Genomic DNA, 14773 nt, shown 5'->3' on the forward strand with positions numbered 1-14773 from the left:
GCGCCCTGGAGCACCTGGCGGTTTATTTTCTCACCACCCCCCCCCCCCCCGAGCCGCGCGCGGCGGGGGGGGGGCGCCCCCCCGGCGGCCCCCCCCCCCCCCCCCCCCGGCCGCTCTCCCCCACCAGGCGCGTCGAGAGCGAGGAACGACAGACTCATGCCTTCAACCATGAGGCCACCGGAACTCGGAGAACCGCTCGACCCCCTGCCCAGGGAGTTCGCGGCCCTCATCAGACCGGAATTACCCGGGCTCATGAAGGAGATACGACTGGAGGTCATCCGCGCCTATCCCGTGTACGGCCGCCTGCTCAACGGGCCGAACGCGGACGCCATCCGCCAGGGCGTCGAACAGGCCCTGTCCGCCTTCGTGGACCGCGTCGCCGAACCCGGCAAGGACTCCGCGCTGCGCGACGAGCTGCTGCGCAAGTTCGGGCGCGTCGAGGCCTACGAGGGCCGCGACCTGGGCACCCTCCAGGGCGCGTACCGGCTCGGGGCGCGGGTCGCCCTGCGCCGCGCCAAGGCCGTGGGCCGGCACTACCACCTCTCCGCCACCGTCATCCTGGCCTTCGCCGACGCCCTGTTCGCCTACGTCGAGGAGCTGGAGGCGATCTCCCGCGAGGGCTACATCGAGGTGCAGTCGCGGGCCGCGTCCGAAGTCTCCGCGCTGCGGCGGAAGTTGCTGCATCTGATCCTGGCCGCCCCGCCTCTGTCCCAGTCGACCGTCATGGAACTGTGCGAGGCCGCCGCCTGGCAACTGCCGCCCGAGGTCACCCTCGTCGCACTGCGCGCACCCGTGCCCGAGCAGCTGGAGGCAGGGCTCGCGGGGGACGTCCTGGCCGACCTGGACATCCCCCAGCCGCACCTGCTGTTCCCGGGACCCCTGACCCCGCAGCGCCTGGCGATGCTGGAGACGGCCCTGGCCGGCACGCACGCCGCGGTGGGGCTGACCGTGCCGCACGACCAGGCGGCCGACTCCGTGCGCTGGGCCCGGCGCACGTTGCAGCTCGTCGACGAGGGTGTCCTGGCCGACGCGCCGCTGATCTGCTGCGAGGACCACCTGGTGACCCTCTGGCTGCTGTCCGACCCGCCCCTCATGTCCCAGGTGGCGGCCAGGGAACTGGCCCCCCTGCGCGAACTGCCCGCCAGCCGGCGGGACCGGCTCCTGGACACCCTGCGGGTGCACGTGTCCACCCGCGCCACCGCGGAACAGGTCGGCGAGATCCTCGGCGTGCACGCCCAGACGGTGCGCTACCGCCTGCGGAACCTGGACTCCCGTCTCGGCGACCGCCTCACCGACCCCGACCACCGCTTCGCCCTGGAGGCGGTGCTGCGCTCGCTCCACCTGCGGAGCGGCGTCGGTGAATGACCCTCCCGGTGCCGCGCGGTGCGGGACCGCGGCCGGCGGCTGTCGCCGTGCCGGGACCGCCGGTCGACGCGGTCGCTCCCGCCGGCCGAGGAGATCCGGTCGGCGGCCGACGACGTCCTCGCCGCGCCTGAGGACCGGCCGGCGGGCGGCCCCCGCCGCCGGGCGATGCCGACGAGGGGCGCTCACTCCTCCAGGTCCGGTGTCCGCACCGGACGGCGGAACCCGCCCGAGCGCACGGCGAGGATCCCGACGCCCGCCAGCGCCCAGACGACGCCCACGACCTTGGCCGGGGTGTCCAGGCTGACCCACAGGGCCACGTTCACGACGAACCCGAGCGCCGGCAGCAGCAGTTGCAGCACGGCGGCGGCGGGCCCGCGGGCCTTTGCCCGCCCCGCGCGCCGGTCGCGCACCCAGAAGCCGATCACCGCGAGGTTCACCGCGGCGAAGGCGACGTAGGCGCCGAAGTTGATCAGCGACGCGGCGCTGCCGAGGTCCAGGAAGACGGCGGAGGCGGCGATGACACCCACGACGAGCACGTTGGCGGCGGGGACGCCGGTGCGCGGATCGACCCGGCCGAAGACCGCGCGCGGCAGCATCCCGTCGCGGCCCATGGCGAACAGCAGCCGCGCCGCGCTCATCTGCTGCGTCAGGCCGCACCCGAGGACGGCGGTGAGATACCCGCCCACGAACACGGCCTGGAACGCGGCGCCCCCGATGTACCGGGCGATCCGCGGCGAGGCGCCCACGATGTCGCCCACGGCCGCGACGTCCGGGAAGAGCGTCTGCATGACGTAGGTGACGGCGAGGAAGAACACCCCGGCGGCGGCCACGATGAGCAGGATGGCCCTCGGGATGTCCCGGCGCGGGCGCTCGGCCTCCTCCGAGAGCGTGGAGACGGCGTCGAAACCCAGGAAGGACAGGGCCAGCAGCGACGCGCCGCCGAACAGGTCGGGCAGCGGCACCGTGGCCGGGTCGAAACCGGTGGCCTGGAAGGACCGGCCGTGGGTGACGACGGCGCGCGCCGCGAGGACGAGGAACGCGACGGCCACCCCGGCCTGGACGATCACGAGTGCCACGTTCACTCGGGCGGCCAGTCGCACGCCCACCAGGTTCAGCGCCGTGCAGATCACCACGGTGGACAGCACCCACACCCAGGCCGGGACCGCGGGCAGGACGGCGCCCATGTAGATCGCGGCCAGCAGGGCGTTGAGCATGGGCAGCAGGACGTAGTCCAGCGTGGCGGACCAGCCCACCAGGAAGCCCACGGGCGCCCCGAGCGCCTTGCCGGCGTAGGTGTACACGGAGCCGGCGGAGGTGATGCGGCGGGCCATCCGGGCGTAGCTGAGCGCGGTGAGGCCCACCGCGACGAGGACGGCCAGGTAGGCCAGCGGCACATGGCCGTCGGTCGCCTCGGAGACCAGGCCGAAGGTGTCGAACACCGCCAGGGGCGCCATGAAGGCCAGGCCGAGGAAGACGATGTGGCGCAGTTTCAGGCCGCGTCGCAGCCCGGCGCCGCCCGGGGTGCCGTCGCCCTGCCCGGCGACGGCGCCCTCGACGGTGGTCGCGGTGACCTTGGAGTCGGTCGGGGTGGTGCCGGAGTCGGTGGAGGCGGCCCCGGCGGCCCGCGAGGAGGCGTCAGGCATGGGTGTGACCGCCTTCGGTGTGCGCGGAACAGGAGGTGAGCGCGCCGTAGTGGCCTGCGGTGGCGCGCGCCGTGGCGGCCTCGTGGACGACCTCGCCGCCCACCCAGGTGACCTCGGCCCGCTGCTGCAGCAGTGCCGACGGGTCCGCCTCGAGTGCGTAGAGGTCCTCGGACCACGCGACGAGGTCCGCCCTGGCGCCCTCGCGGATGACGCCGTACTCGTCCTCCCGGTGCCAGGCCCAGGCGCCCTCGGCGGTGTAGCCGCGCAGCGTCTCGTCGAGCCCCAGGCGCTCCGCCGGGGTCCAGGCGTCCCTGCCGTCCAGGCCGGCCCGGGTGAGGGCCGAGTAGAAGCCGACCAGCGGGTCCATCTCCCCCACCTGCCAGTCGCTGGAGAGGGCGACGTGGGCGCCGGACGCCATGAGGGAGCGCAGCCGCCAGGCCCGGTCCCAGCGGGCCTCGCCGACGTTCTCCATCCAGGTGCCGGCCACGAGGTCGGGGGAGCAGTGGCGCGGCTGCATGGCGGCGGTGACGCCGAGCCGGGCGAAGCGCGGCAGGTCCTCGGGGTCGAGGCACTCGACGTGCACGATGCCGTGGCGGCGGTCGCGGGTGCCGTTGACGCGCGCGGCGTGCTCGACGGCGTCCAGGGCGAGGCGGATGCCGCCGTCGCCGGTGGCGTGGGTGTGGGTCTGGAAACCGAGGCGGTCCAGTTCGGTGACGACCTCGGTGAGCTCGCCCAGCGGCGCGGAGGGGTGGCCGCGGTGGCCGGGCCGGTTGGCGTAGTCCTCCAGCATCCAGGCGTTGTGGGGTTCGATGACGTCGTCGGCGTAGAGCTTGACGGGGCCGAACGCCAGACGGTCGCCGCTCGGGGCGGCGTCCGCCGCCGCGCGCAACTCCCGCCGGAACGCGCCGTCGGAGCCCATGGGGTGGAAGAGCGCCGCGATGACGCGGGAGCTGAGGCGTCCTTCGTCCTGGGCGCGCCGGAACAGGTCGATCTCGGCGAGCGGGACCTGCGGTTCGACGACGGTGGTGATGCCGGCGGCGGTGGCCGTCTCCAGGCTGCCGAGCAGTTTGCGGTAGCGCCGCTGCGGCGCGTACATGGGGATGTCGCGCTGCAGGCCGGCCAGGCCCGCCGTCGTCATGGCGCTGGTGTAGAAGTCGGTGACCCATCCGGTCGCGCGGCCGTCGGCGTCCCGCTCCGGGCGGCCCCAGGGGATGTCGCCGCCGTCGTCCAGGCCCAGGGCGCGGACGGCGGCGTCGTTGAGCCAGACCGAGTGCTGGTCGTAGGTGGTGACGAAGACGGGGCGGGAGGTGATGCCGGCCAGGTCGCGGGCGTGGGGGCGGCGGCCGTGGACCACCGAGTAGACCGCGTTCTCGGCGCAGATCCAGGTGAGGTCCGGGCGCGCGCCGGCGAGTTCGGCGAGGCGGCGGCGGACCTCCTCCAGTGTGTCGGCCCCCTCCAGGCTGACGGCGTCGGGGTCGAAGCCGAGCAGCAGGTGGTTGTGGCTGTCGATGATGCCGGGGGTGAGCAGGCCACCGTCCAGGCGGCGGTGCTCGCGGGCGGCGGGGGCGTCCGTCTCCTCGCCCACGAAGGCGATGCGCCCGCCGGTGACGCCGACGGCGCCGGCCCAGGGCCGGGCGTCGTCGAAGGTGCGCACACGTGCGCCGGTGATCAGGGTGTCGAGCATGGTGGTCCTCGGTTCTGGGTGGCACTGCGAACGGGCGCGAGGGCGCACGGAGACGGTGAGCGAGTTTTTTTACGTCAGCGTCAAAGAATGGGTCGAGTGTCATGAGGTTCTCGGCTACTGTCAAGGGCATGGCCCGCCCCAAGAACCAGGACGAACGCCGCGCCCACCTCATCCAGGCGGTGATCGACACCACCGCCAGCACCGGGCTGCGCTCCCTCTCGCTCGCGGACGTGGCACGCAGGGCGGGGCTGACCCGAGGGGCGGTCCTGTACTACTACGACGACCTGGACGCGCTGCTGAGCGAGGCCTACCGCGCGGGCATGGAACGCTTCTGCGACCGGCGCGACGCGCTGCGGGACACGATCGCGGACCCGGCACGGCTGCTGGGGGAGACGATCCGCGCCGGGCTCCCGACGGGCCCCGACGACGCGCTGATGCGCCTGCTGTACGAGTTCGACGTGGTGGCGGGGAGCTCACCGCTGCACACCACGCTGGTCGAGGCGATGTACGAGCGGCAACTGGCCACGTATCGGACCGTGCTGGAGCGGGGGGCCGGCGCCGGGGTGTTCGACCTCTCGCTGGACACGTCGACGGCGGCCCTCAACCTCGTGGCGCTGGAGGACGCGTACGGACTGCATATCGTGTCCGGCAACAGCCGGATCAGCGTGCGACGGGCCGTCGAGGCGATGTTCGACGCCGCGCGGGTGTTCGGCGCGCCGGCCGTGTGAGGAGCCAGTCGTCGGCGCATCGCCCCGAGCCGCGGACCGGGACCCCACCGCGGGTCGCGCACGGCGAGGTGACGTTCACACCCCGGGTCGGGGTGATCACCGTTCTCCACCCCTGACGTCGGTCCGCCGACGGGAGGCCACTCGGTCGGCGGTACGCGCGGTGGGCCGATCGGCGCGTACCGGGCTCATGGGGCCGCCGGGCACGTCCGGGGACGGCACACTGGGCGCATGGGCAGCCCTGACCCGCGGGAAGCGGCGCGGCGGTTTCCTCCGCACCCACAGAGCGCGGCGGCGGCCAGACGATTCGTACGGACGGTGCTGGAGGGAGCCGATCCGGAGGTGGTGGACACCGCCGAGCTGCTGACCGGTGAGCTGGTGACCAACGCGGTGCTGCACGCGCGCACCGAGATCGACGTGGAGGTACGGGCCTCCGGCGAGACCGTGCGGGTGGGGGTCGGCGACCGCAGGCCGGAGTGTGTCGTGGTGCCCCGGCAGGGGCATCTGTACGCCGCCACCGGCTGGGGACTGGACGTCGTGGGTCGGCTGGCCGGCCGGCACGGCGTCGACGTCGCCGAGGACCACAAGACCGTGTGGTTCGAGCTGCGGCCGGGCGCGACGCCGTCGTCGTCCGACGTCTTCCGGCCGAGGGCGCCGCTGCCCGGTCCGGCCGGGACCGTCACCCTGGTCGATCTGCCGTACGCGCTGTACTCGGCGGCGCGCCAGCACCGGCACGCGCTGCTGCGTGAACTCGTGCTGGCCGGCCTCGCCGGCGACGCCTTCGGGCTGCCGTCCGCGGACCTGCTCGCCGCCCACGACACCAACAACCTGATCAGCGCGTGCGTGGCGGCGGCGGTGGCGGGCCGGCAGGACGACCCGGACATCCGCACCCTCGCCCTGCCCGTCCCGGCGAACGCCGCCGCGGGCGTGACCACCTTGCGCCGGGTGCTCGACCTGGCCGAGGAGACGGCCCGTCAGGAGCGCCTGCTCGGCCGGCCGGCCCTCCCGCACATCAGCGCCTTCCACCGCTGGCTGTTCGACGAGATCACCGGTCAGCTCGCGGGCGCCCACCCCGCCGCGTGGACGCTGGTGCCCCGGGAGCCGAGCGCGCGGCCGTCGGAGCTGGCGCCGTGGGACGCCCGGCAGGTGGGGGCCAGCCGGGTGCCGACGATCACGGCGGACGACGCCGGCCGGATCATCGCGGTCAACGGCCCCGCGGCGGACCTGCTGGGCTGGGCCGCGGGCGAGCTGGTCGGGCAGCGGATCACGGCCCTCATCCCCGAACACCTGCGCGGGCGCCATGTCTCGGCGTTCACCTCGCTCCTGCTGACCGGTGAACCCCGGATCCTGGGCCGCTCCGTACCGCTGCCGGCGCTGCACCGCGACGGGCGGCTGGTCCCGGTCCGCCTGTTCATCCAGACCCAGGAGGCGGCCGACGGCCGTACCGTGTTCGTCGCCCAGCTCATCCCCCGGGCGAGCGTCCCCGCGTCCCCCGCGCACACGTCCGTGCCGAACCGGCTGGTCCCGGAGCCGCACGCGGCGCCGGCACGGCCCGTCGCCGTGCGGGACGGGGCGCGGGGCGGCGGGTCGGCCGACGGCGGCCCCGCGGCGCCGGAGCGGCTGTCGCTGCCCGCCGACATCAGGAGCGCGCTGGCCCTCACACCGCCGCACCTCGCGGAGCGAGTGCGCCGGGTGTGCCAGATCCTCGTCGAACGGCTGGCCGACTGGTGTGTGGTGGACCTGCTGGACGAGCACGGCCGGGTGCGGCGGTTCTGCGTGGTGCACCGCGACCCCGCGGGGCTGCCGCCGGAGGCGTTCGAGGGCCCGCTCCCGCCGGTGACCGGGACCTCCCAGGGCTCCCTGGCCCGGGTGCTGCGCGGGGCGGGGCCGCTGCTGCTCACCGACAGCCCCTCGCCCGAGCGGTGCACCGGCCCGCTGGACGCGCGGCAGCTGGAGCTGTTCGAACAGCTCGGCGTGAGCAGCGCCGTCATCGCGCCGCTGCGGGCCCGCCGGGAAGTCCTGGGCGCCCTGACCGTGGTCCGGCTCAGCAGGCAGAGGTCGTTCACCGGGGACGATCTGCCCCTGCTCGCGGACGTGGCCGGCGAACTCGCGCTGTGGGTCGACAACGCCCTGCTCTACCAGGAGACCCGGCAGATCGCCGAACGCCTCCAGCGCTCCCTGCTGCCCGAGCTCCCCGACACGGACGACCTGCAACTGGCCGCCCGCTACGCGCCCTCGTCCAGCACGGCGAACATCGGCGGTGACTGGTACGACGCCTTCCTGCTGCCGGGCGACGGCGGCCTCGTCCTGGTGATCGGGGACGTCACCGGGCACGACCTGAAGGCCGCCGTGGCGATGAGCGCGCTGCGCAACATGCTGCGCGGCATCGCCGTCGACCGCCAGGAACCGGCCGGCGACGTGCTGCGCCGGCTTGACCTGGCCAGTCACACCCTCTACCGCCACGCCACCGCGACCTGCATCTACGCCGTGGTCAAGGAGAGCGACGGCGTCGGCGACGGGTCGAGACTCCTGCACCACGCCGCCGCCGGGCACCTGCCGCCACTGCTGATCACCAAGGACGGCGACACCCGCTACCTCGACGCCGGCTCGGGCGTACTGATCGGCATGGATCCGGAGCTGCCCCGTCCCACCGCGTGCGACATCCTGCCGCCGGATTCCACGTTGCTGCTCTACACCGACGGTCTCATCGAACGCCGGGGCGAATCCCTCGACGAGGCCATGTCCCGGCTCCGCCGGCACGCCGCCGCGCTGGCCCGTGAGCCGCTCGACGTGTTCTGCGACGAACTCCTCATCGGTCTCGCCGCCGACAGCACCGACGACGTGGCCGTCCTCGCCCTGCGCACGACGCCTCCGCCCTGACCGGCCCGGGTCGTCGCCGGGCGCCGCGCGCTGTGGCCGCTTTGCCGGTGACGGGCGCGGGGCGGCCGGTTCCGGGACCGCCGCCCGCCGGCCGCCGGGCCCCCGCGAGACGGCGCACGTCCGTCGTCATCCGCGGTGGGCGTCCGCATCCCCCGACAACCCGGCCACCTCGTCGACCAGGGGCTGGGCCCGGTAAGGGATGACCGCGTCCAGTGCGATGACCGTCCTGCTGCGGCGGACGCCCGGCACTTCGAGGACGTGGTCGATCACCTGTTGCACGTGCTGGTTGCTCGTGCCCGCGATGCGGCACCAGATGTCGCCGGGGCCCGTCACGATGTGCGCCTCCAGGATCTGCGGCACGGCCCGCAGGCGCGCGACGATGGCCTCGCGGGCCGGCTGGTCCACCTCGAACGTGGTGAACGCCTCGACCACGTGCCCGAGAGCGGCGACGTCCACGTCCGGTCCGTACCCGGTCACCACACCGGAGGCGGTCAGGCGGTCCAGGCGTGCCTGCAACGTGCCGCGCGCGACGCCGAGCCGGCGGGCGATCTCCAGCAGGCCCTCGCGCGGGCGCTCGCGGAGCAGGCGCAGCATCCGGCCGTCGAGCGCGTCGAGTCCCTGGCGTGCCACCACATCTGCCGATCTGTCATGTCCCAGGCAGCCTGAAGCCTCATTCTTCGTCAGATTAGCAAGGCGGCGCGGAGTCTGTTGCCCATGCGGATGTCGATGGCCCACGCTGTGGGCTCCCGGCCGATGAGGAGCAGTCGTGAGGCAGCACACCCACCCGTTCGTCCCTTACCGGCCCGAGCGGTACGACGAGGCCGAGACGATCCGGCGCGGGAAGGACTTCGTGTCGTTCCTCGATCGCCGGCGCAGCGTGCGGTTCTTCAGTGACGAGCCGGTCCCGCGCACATGCGTCGACCTCGCCGTCGCCGCGGCGAACACCGCACCCTCCGGCGCCCACTTCCAGCCGTGGAAGTTCGCCGTGATCGGCGACGCCGCGACCAAGCACCGCATCCGGGTCGCCGCCGAGGAGGAGGAGCGGGTCAACTACGAGGGCGGACGGATCCCGCCCGAGTGGCGCGCCGCGCTCGCGCGTCTGGAGACGAGTTCGGACAAGAGCTTCCTCGACGTGGTGCCGTGGATCGTCGTCTGCTTCGCCGAGAAGAGCACCGCGATGCCGGACGGTTCGCTGCGCAAGAACTACTACGTCAACGAGAGCGTGGGCATCGCGTGCGGCTTCTTCATCGCCGCCCTGCACGCGATGGGACTGAGCACCCTGACCCACACGCCCAACCCGATGGGCTTCCTCACCGAGATCTGCGGGCGGCCCGGCAACGAACGGCCGTACATCCTCTTCCCCGTCGGCTACGCCGCCGCCGACTGCGAGGTCCCCGACCTGGCTCGCAAGTCACTGGCGGAGGCGACCGCCGAGAGCCCGGGCCCGTCCTGACCCGGCCGGGCCCGGCGGCGCGTGTGCGGCGGTCCTCCCCGGCGCCGGGGACCGGTCCGCCGTGCGGGGCGGCCGGCGTCCGGCCGCCGCACCCACGCGGTCACCGGTCACCGGTCACGATCGCCCTCGGCGGCCGGCCGCGGGTGCCGGTCCGCTCTCGGCTCCGGCTACGTCCGCTCGGTGGGCTGCCGGGCGCTCTCGCGTACGCCGGCGCTGACCAGTCCCGTCTCGTAGGCGACGATGACGGCCTGGACACGGTCGCGGAGTCCGAGTTCGGCGAGGGTGCGGGCGACGTGCGTCTTGACGGTCGCCTCGGCGAGGTGGAGGCGGGCGGCGAGTTCGGCGTTGCTCAGTCCTCGGGCCAGCAGGCCGAAGACCTCCAGCTCGCGCGGGGTGAGCGAGGCGAGGTCGCCCCTCGCGGCGGCCCATCCCGACCTCACGGAGACGAGCCATCACATCACCGTCACGTCCGGCACCGATGTGGCCGCCTACGTCGCCGCGTTGAACAGGGATGTATCACCGCTGGGGGTCACCGCCGAGGCCGGCGGGCCCGACGCCGGCGGCGACATGGTCGCCACGCTCGCCGCGCTGTCCGCGCTCCTCACGCTGATGCTCGTCGCCGTCGCCGCGCTCGGCGTGCTCAACGGCGTGCTGCTCGACACCCGCGAGCGCGTCCGGGAGCTCGGTGTCCACCCGGCGCTCGGCATGACCCCTCGCCAGACCGTCGCGATGGTCCTCACCTCGGTCGTCCTGACCGGGCTGGTCGCGGGCGCCCTGGGCGTGCCCGTCGGCGTGGCCCTGCACGGCTGGATCGTCCCCGCCATGGGCGACAGCGTGGGGCTGCGTCTGCCCCGTTCCGTCATCGCCGTCTACGGCGGGACCGAACTGCTCCCGCTCGCACTCGGCGGCCTGCTCATCGCCGTCGTGGGCGCGCTGCTGCCCGTCGGCTGGGCCGCCGGATCCCGAACCGCCACGGCCCTGCGCACCGAGTGGAAGACATCGCGTCCGGAGCCCGCCCAGGGCCACCGCGGCCCACGGGCTCTCGGCCCCGCCCAGAAGGCGACCGAACGCGCCCGCCTCGTCGGCGGGATCGAACGGCGGGGCCTCGCCCGGGTCGAGGAAGCTCTCGCCGCCGACGTCCTCGACCGCTCACCCCGCCGGTCGCGCCCGTGCTTCCGTCCGCTCTCGTCCTCGGGCGAGGCGGCCCGCCGGTCAACCGCGGGACAGGCGGGTGGGCGGCCCTGCGCACGGGTGCGGTCAGTCGTCCTCCCGCCCCAGCGCGTACAGGTGCGGGAGGTTCACGACGATCGCCTCCTGGGTGCTGCGGGCGATGACGACGACGGCCTCTTCGGCGGGATCGGGATTCTCCTCGCGGTGCGGGACGTACGGCGGTACGAAGACGTAGTCGCCGGGCGCGGTGCGCAGCCGTACCTCTCGGGGCTCCGGGCCCGAGTCGTCGAGGAAGACGAACTCGGGGTGGCCGCTGACGACGTGGATCGCGGTCTCGGACTCGCCGTGGTGGTGGTCGGAGGAGGAGGTGGAGGGGGCGACGTGGGTCTGTCCCATCCAGAGTTTCTCGGATCCCACCGTCCTCCCGCTGATGGCGGCGAACCTGCGCATGCCTCCGCTCTGGGCGGTGTCACCGTCGAGCGCGTCGGCGCGGATGTGGTGAAGTCGGGTGTGCGGCGGGGCTTCGGGCTGTCCGGCCGCATCACCGAGGTGGGGGTGGAAACCTTCGCCGGGGGTCGTCAACGGCTCGCTCATGGCTCGGAAGCTAGGGCCGCGCGGAAAATGATGTCAAGCGGTGTCCTTCGCGCTTCATCCGCGCCGGCGCTCCGCCCCGTCGGCGCCGGCGCTCCCGCCTCACCCGACGCGTCGATGTCCCCGCCTGCCCCGCGTCGACGTTCCGGCACGTGTGACGCTTCTGTGAAAGGCCGCCCGGCACCCTAGGAGCCCCGGCCGCCGCGGCGTTCCGGTTCCGTATCGTGGCGTCCGGAACTGCTGGCCAGCGAGGGGGGCGCCGTGCCGCTGCACAAGGACGACCCGAGGTCCGTCGGCGGCTACCGGCTGACCGACCGGCTCGGAAGCGGCGGCATGGGCATGGTCTACCTGGGCAGATCGCGTTCCGGGCGCGAGGTCGCCGTCAAGGTCGTGCACGCCGAATACGCCGAGGACCCTGTCTTCCGTGCCCGGTTCCGCCAGGAGGTCGAGGCCGCCCGCCGGGTGAGCGGGGCCTTCACCGCGGCCGTGGTGGACGCCGATCCGGAGGCCGGGTCGCCGTGGATGGCCACCCAGTACGTGCCCGGCCAGTCGCTCGCCGCCCGCATCCGCGACCGAGGACCCCTGCGCCTCGCCGAGTTGCGGCCGTTGGCGCTGGGCCTGGCGGAGGCACTGCGGGACATCCACCGGGCCGGGGTGGTGCACCGCGACCTGAAACCGGCCAACGTCCTGATGGCCGACGACGGCCCCCGCGTCATCGACTTCGGCATCTCCCGGGCGGCCGAGAGCCATCACGCCCTCACCGAGACCGGGCAGGTGATCGGCACCCCGCCCTTCATGTCGCCGGAGCAGTTCACCGACGCCCGGACGGTCGGACCGGCCTCCGACGTCTTCTCGCTCGGCGCGTTGCTGGTGTACTGCGTCACCGGACGCGGCCCCTTCGACGCCGACAGCCCCTATCTGGCCGGCTACCGGGTGGTCCACAGCCCTCCCGTCCTGGACGGGGTGACCGGCACCGTTCGCGCGGTGCTGGAGCGCTGCCTGGCCAAGGAGCCCGCCGAGCGGCCCGGACCGGACGAACTGGCACGGGCGTTCGCCGAGGCCCTGCCGGAGCCGCCGCCGGGCGAAGCGGAAACGATGACGCTGCGGCTGCCCTCCGCGCGCCCCGGTGCTGCCCCCTCTCTCGCCGGCGTCGCCACCGCCGGCGGCCGCCGCCCCCGGTGGCGCGCGGCGCGGACGCTGTTGGCCGTCTCCGGCGTACTGGCCGCGGCCCTGACCGGCTGCCTCCTGCTCGGCTCGCGCGGCGGCGAGGGCACACCGGCGCGGGTGGACTCCACCGCCTCCAGCCGCTGGGCCGCTCTCCCGGCCGGCTGGAAGCCGTGGCAGACGACCGCGGCGGCGGACGCGGAGAAGGGCGTGCGGAAGGCGCCGGGGTACGAGGGCGACAGGGCGCCGGCCTGCGTACCGGACGACGGCGCCCTCTACTGCGCCGGCACCGCGCTCCTGCCGGAACGGATCGACGCCACCACCGGGCACACCCTGTGGCGCTCCGGCATCGCGCCCGCCGGGGTGCCGGCCGACCGCTGCATCACGACGCTTCTCGGCGTGTACGAAGGCGTGGTGCTCGTGGAGCTGACGGTCACCGATGACGGCGGCCAGGGGCAGGCGCAGTCCGTCCTCGCCCTCGACGGCGCGAGCGGCGCCAGACTCTGGTCCCACCCGGTGCGCACCGACAGCCTGGGCTCGGCCTACGCCGCCGGGGTCACACTGACGCAGGAGGGCGACGGCGGCACGGTGACCGTCCGCTCGGCGCGCGACGGCACCGTACGCCGGAGGATCCCCGTGCCCTCCGGGTACGACTGTCTGCTGCTCGCCGCCGAGGACCGCCCGTACGTGGAGTGCCTCGCCCAGGCGGAGGGATCGCACGCCACCCGGTTCCTCGTCGTCGATCCCACCGACGGTTCCGCGCGCGCCCTGACGTCCCCCGCCCAGCCGAGGAGCTTCGTCGGCGTCCGGGACGGTCAGCTGGTCTTCGTCGAGGCGGACGACCGCCCCGTGGCCAACAGCCCCGACCTGATCTACACCCGGATCGTGCGCGTCGACCCCCGCACCGGCGAGCGGGCGCTGACGCCGCTGCCCGAGCGGTATCGAGGAGGGGTCCCGGCCCTGGCCCACGGCACGCTCTACTTCGCCACCTCCAGCGGCCTGGTCACCGCCGTCTCACCCACGACGGGAGCCCGGCTGTGGCAGCGGCACACGACCCTGGAGACGCCGGGCCAGGTCTCGGCTGACCGGAGCGGGCGCACCGTGTACCTGGCCGGGGGGAGCGGCCGGGTGGCGGCCCTCGACGCGGCGCGCGGCACCCTGCTGTGGGAATCGTCGGCCCGCGCGGAGGTGCTGAACAGCGGGCTGCTGCCCACCGTGTGGTTCAACCAGGGCGCCCTGGTGCTGGCGGCCTCCGACGGCACCCTCTTCACCCTCGATCCGGCGCACCCCGACCGCAGACCCGTTCTGGAGTGACACGGACGGCGATCCGTCCCGGGCGGTCAGGCAGCGCGACCTGCGGGCGGCCCGGTGCCGAACGGCTGTTACAGGACGGGGACACAACGCCGGTGAACGACCGCGCCCCGCACGCCGTCTCCATGGCCGACCACACCAAACGGCATGTAGCTCTCTTCCCGTAAGAGAAGCCACTTCCGCCATGGAAAGGGACGTATCAGTGATGATCTCGAAGCGGCGTTCTCTGCGTACGGCCGTCATCGGCGCCCTTGGCGCCGCCTCTCTCGCCCTCGCGGGCACCGCGACGGCCGCCACCGGCACCGCCGCGCACACCGCGTCGCCCGCCGCCGCGGTGCAGAAGGCCCAGGCCGCCAAGGCCGGCATCACCGCCACGCCGTCGACGACCTCGGTCCGGGCCTGGCAGCTGTTCCGGGTCACCGGCAGGACCACGGGCCTGAAGGCCGGCGGCAAAGTGACCCTGCAGCAGAAGCAGCACGGCACGTGGGTCTCCCTGCCCGCGTCCGCCCCCGTGTCGCGCGGCGGCTCCTACTCGCTGGGCGTCAAGCTCGGCATCAAGGGCAAGAACGACCTGCGCATCGTCAACGGCAGGACGACGTCACCGGTCTTCGACGTCACGGTGCGCTGAACGACGTCACCGGTCTTCGACGTCACGTTGCGCTGAACGACGTCACCGGTCTTCGACGTCACGGCGCGCTGAACGACACCGCCCGCCACGTCGGCCCCGGGCCCAACCCCCCCACCCCCGGGGGGGGTGGGGCCCGGGCCCCCGAGTTGTGTCCCCCCC

The 14773-nt window shown here is 74.1% G+C and carries 10 protein-coding genes and 2 pseudogenes; 7 read left to right on the top strand and 5 right to left on the bottom strand.

Going from position 1 to position 14773, the window contains the following annotated elements; translation table 11 throughout:
* Nucleotides 1–156 precede the first annotated feature (156 nt).
* On the top strand, nt 157–1365 hold the full coding sequence (locus tag ACH5A8_RS31790) for a helix-turn-helix domain-containing protein (RefSeq protein ID WP_399007459.1): 1209 nt from the start codon (nt 157–159) through the stop codon (nt 1363–1365).
* Between the two features lie 182 nt (nt 1366–1547).
* Here ACH5A8_RS31790 and ACH5A8_RS31795 read toward each other — a convergent pair whose 3' ends face one another.
* Nucleotides 1548–3008 carry an APC family permease gene (locus ACH5A8_RS31795; protein ID WP_399007460.1) on the bottom strand — a complete coding sequence of 487 codons (1461 nt, stop codon included), beginning with the start codon at nt 3006–3008 and terminating at the stop codon, nt 1548–1550.
* A complete protein-coding gene (locus ACH5A8_RS31800; protein ID WP_399007461.1) occupies nt 3001–4692 on the bottom strand; it encodes an amidohydrolase in 1692 nt (563 codons plus the stop codon). The genes ACH5A8_RS31795 and ACH5A8_RS31800 overlap by 8 nt, the downstream gene beginning before the upstream one ends.
* Before the next feature lie 128 nt (nt 4693–4820).
* On the opposite strand from ACH5A8_RS31800, the gene ACH5A8_RS31805 reads away from it, so the two are divergent.
* Together ACH5A8_RS31805 and ACH5A8_RS31810 are read left to right on the top strand one after the other, a co-directional pair.
* Entirely contained in the window at nt 4821–5420 is a 600-nt protein-coding gene (locus tag ACH5A8_RS31805; RefSeq protein ID WP_399007462.1) for a TetR/AcrR family transcriptional regulator, read from the top strand.
* 228 nt (nt 5421–5648) lie between these two features.
* Nucleotides 5649–8297 (top strand): SpoIIE family protein phosphatase, encoded by a 2649-nt coding sequence (locus tag ACH5A8_RS31810; protein WP_399007463.1) that lies wholly within the window; start codon nt 5649–5651, stop codon nt 8295–8297.
* A 126-nt stretch (nt 8298–8423) separates the two neighbouring features.
* On the opposite strand, the gene ACH5A8_RS31815 is transcribed toward ACH5A8_RS31810, so the two are convergent.
* Nucleotides 8424–8927 (bottom strand): Lrp/AsnC family transcriptional regulator, encoded by a 504-nt coding sequence (locus tag ACH5A8_RS31815; RefSeq protein WP_399007464.1) that lies wholly within the window; start codon nt 8925–8927, stop codon nt 8424–8426.
* Nucleotides 8928–9063: 136 nt separating this feature from the next.
* On the opposite strand from ACH5A8_RS31815, the gene ACH5A8_RS31820 reads away from it, so the two are divergent.
* Nucleotides 9064–9750 (top strand): nitroreductase family protein, encoded by a 687-nt coding sequence (locus tag ACH5A8_RS31820; protein ID WP_399007465.1) that lies wholly within the window; start codon nt 9064–9066, stop codon nt 9748–9750.
* 167 nt (nt 9751–9917) lie between these two features.
* Here the strand turns inward: ACH5A8_RS31820 and ACH5A8_RS31825 are convergent.
* Nucleotides 9918–10175: pseudogene (locus tag ACH5A8_RS31825) on the bottom strand (response regulator transcription factor); the annotation flags it as partial.
* Here ACH5A8_RS31825 and ACH5A8_RS31830 point away from each other — a divergent pair.
* Nucleotides 10165–10740, top strand: a pseudogene (locus ACH5A8_RS31830) (FtsX-like permease family protein); the annotation flags it as partial. The pseudogenes ACH5A8_RS31825 and ACH5A8_RS31830 sit on opposite strands and share 11 nt — an antisense overlap.
* 267 nt (nt 10741–11007) lie before the next feature.
* On the opposite strand, the gene ACH5A8_RS31835 reads toward ACH5A8_RS31830, so the two are convergent.
* Nucleotides 11008–11514, bottom strand: coding sequence for a cupin domain-containing protein (locus ACH5A8_RS31835; RefSeq protein ID WP_399007466.1), 507 nt, complete (start codon nt 11512–11514; stop codon nt 11008–11010).
* Between the two features lie 258 nt (nt 11515–11772).
* Between ACH5A8_RS31835 and ACH5A8_RS31840 the strand changes: the two genes are divergently transcribed.
* Together ACH5A8_RS31840 and ACH5A8_RS31845 are read left to right on the top strand one after the other, a co-directional pair.
* On the top strand, nt 11773–13989 hold the full coding sequence (locus ACH5A8_RS31840; protein WP_399007467.1) for a PQQ-binding-like beta-propeller repeat protein: 2217 nt from the start codon (nt 11773–11775) through the stop codon (nt 13987–13989).
* Between the two features lie 202 nt (nt 13990–14191).
* Nucleotides 14192–14614: a hypothetical protein gene (locus ACH5A8_RS31845; protein WP_399007468.1), complete on the top strand. Its 423-nt coding sequence runs from the start codon at nt 14192–14194 to the stop codon at nt 14612–14614.
* Nucleotides 14615–14773: the final 159 nt, after the last annotated feature.

It is taken from the genome of Streptomyces sp. NPDC018610, from assembly GCF_044391765.1.
In the GTDB taxonomy this organism is placed as follows: Bacteria; Actinomycetota; Actinomycetes; order Streptomycetales; family Streptomycetaceae; genus Streptomyces.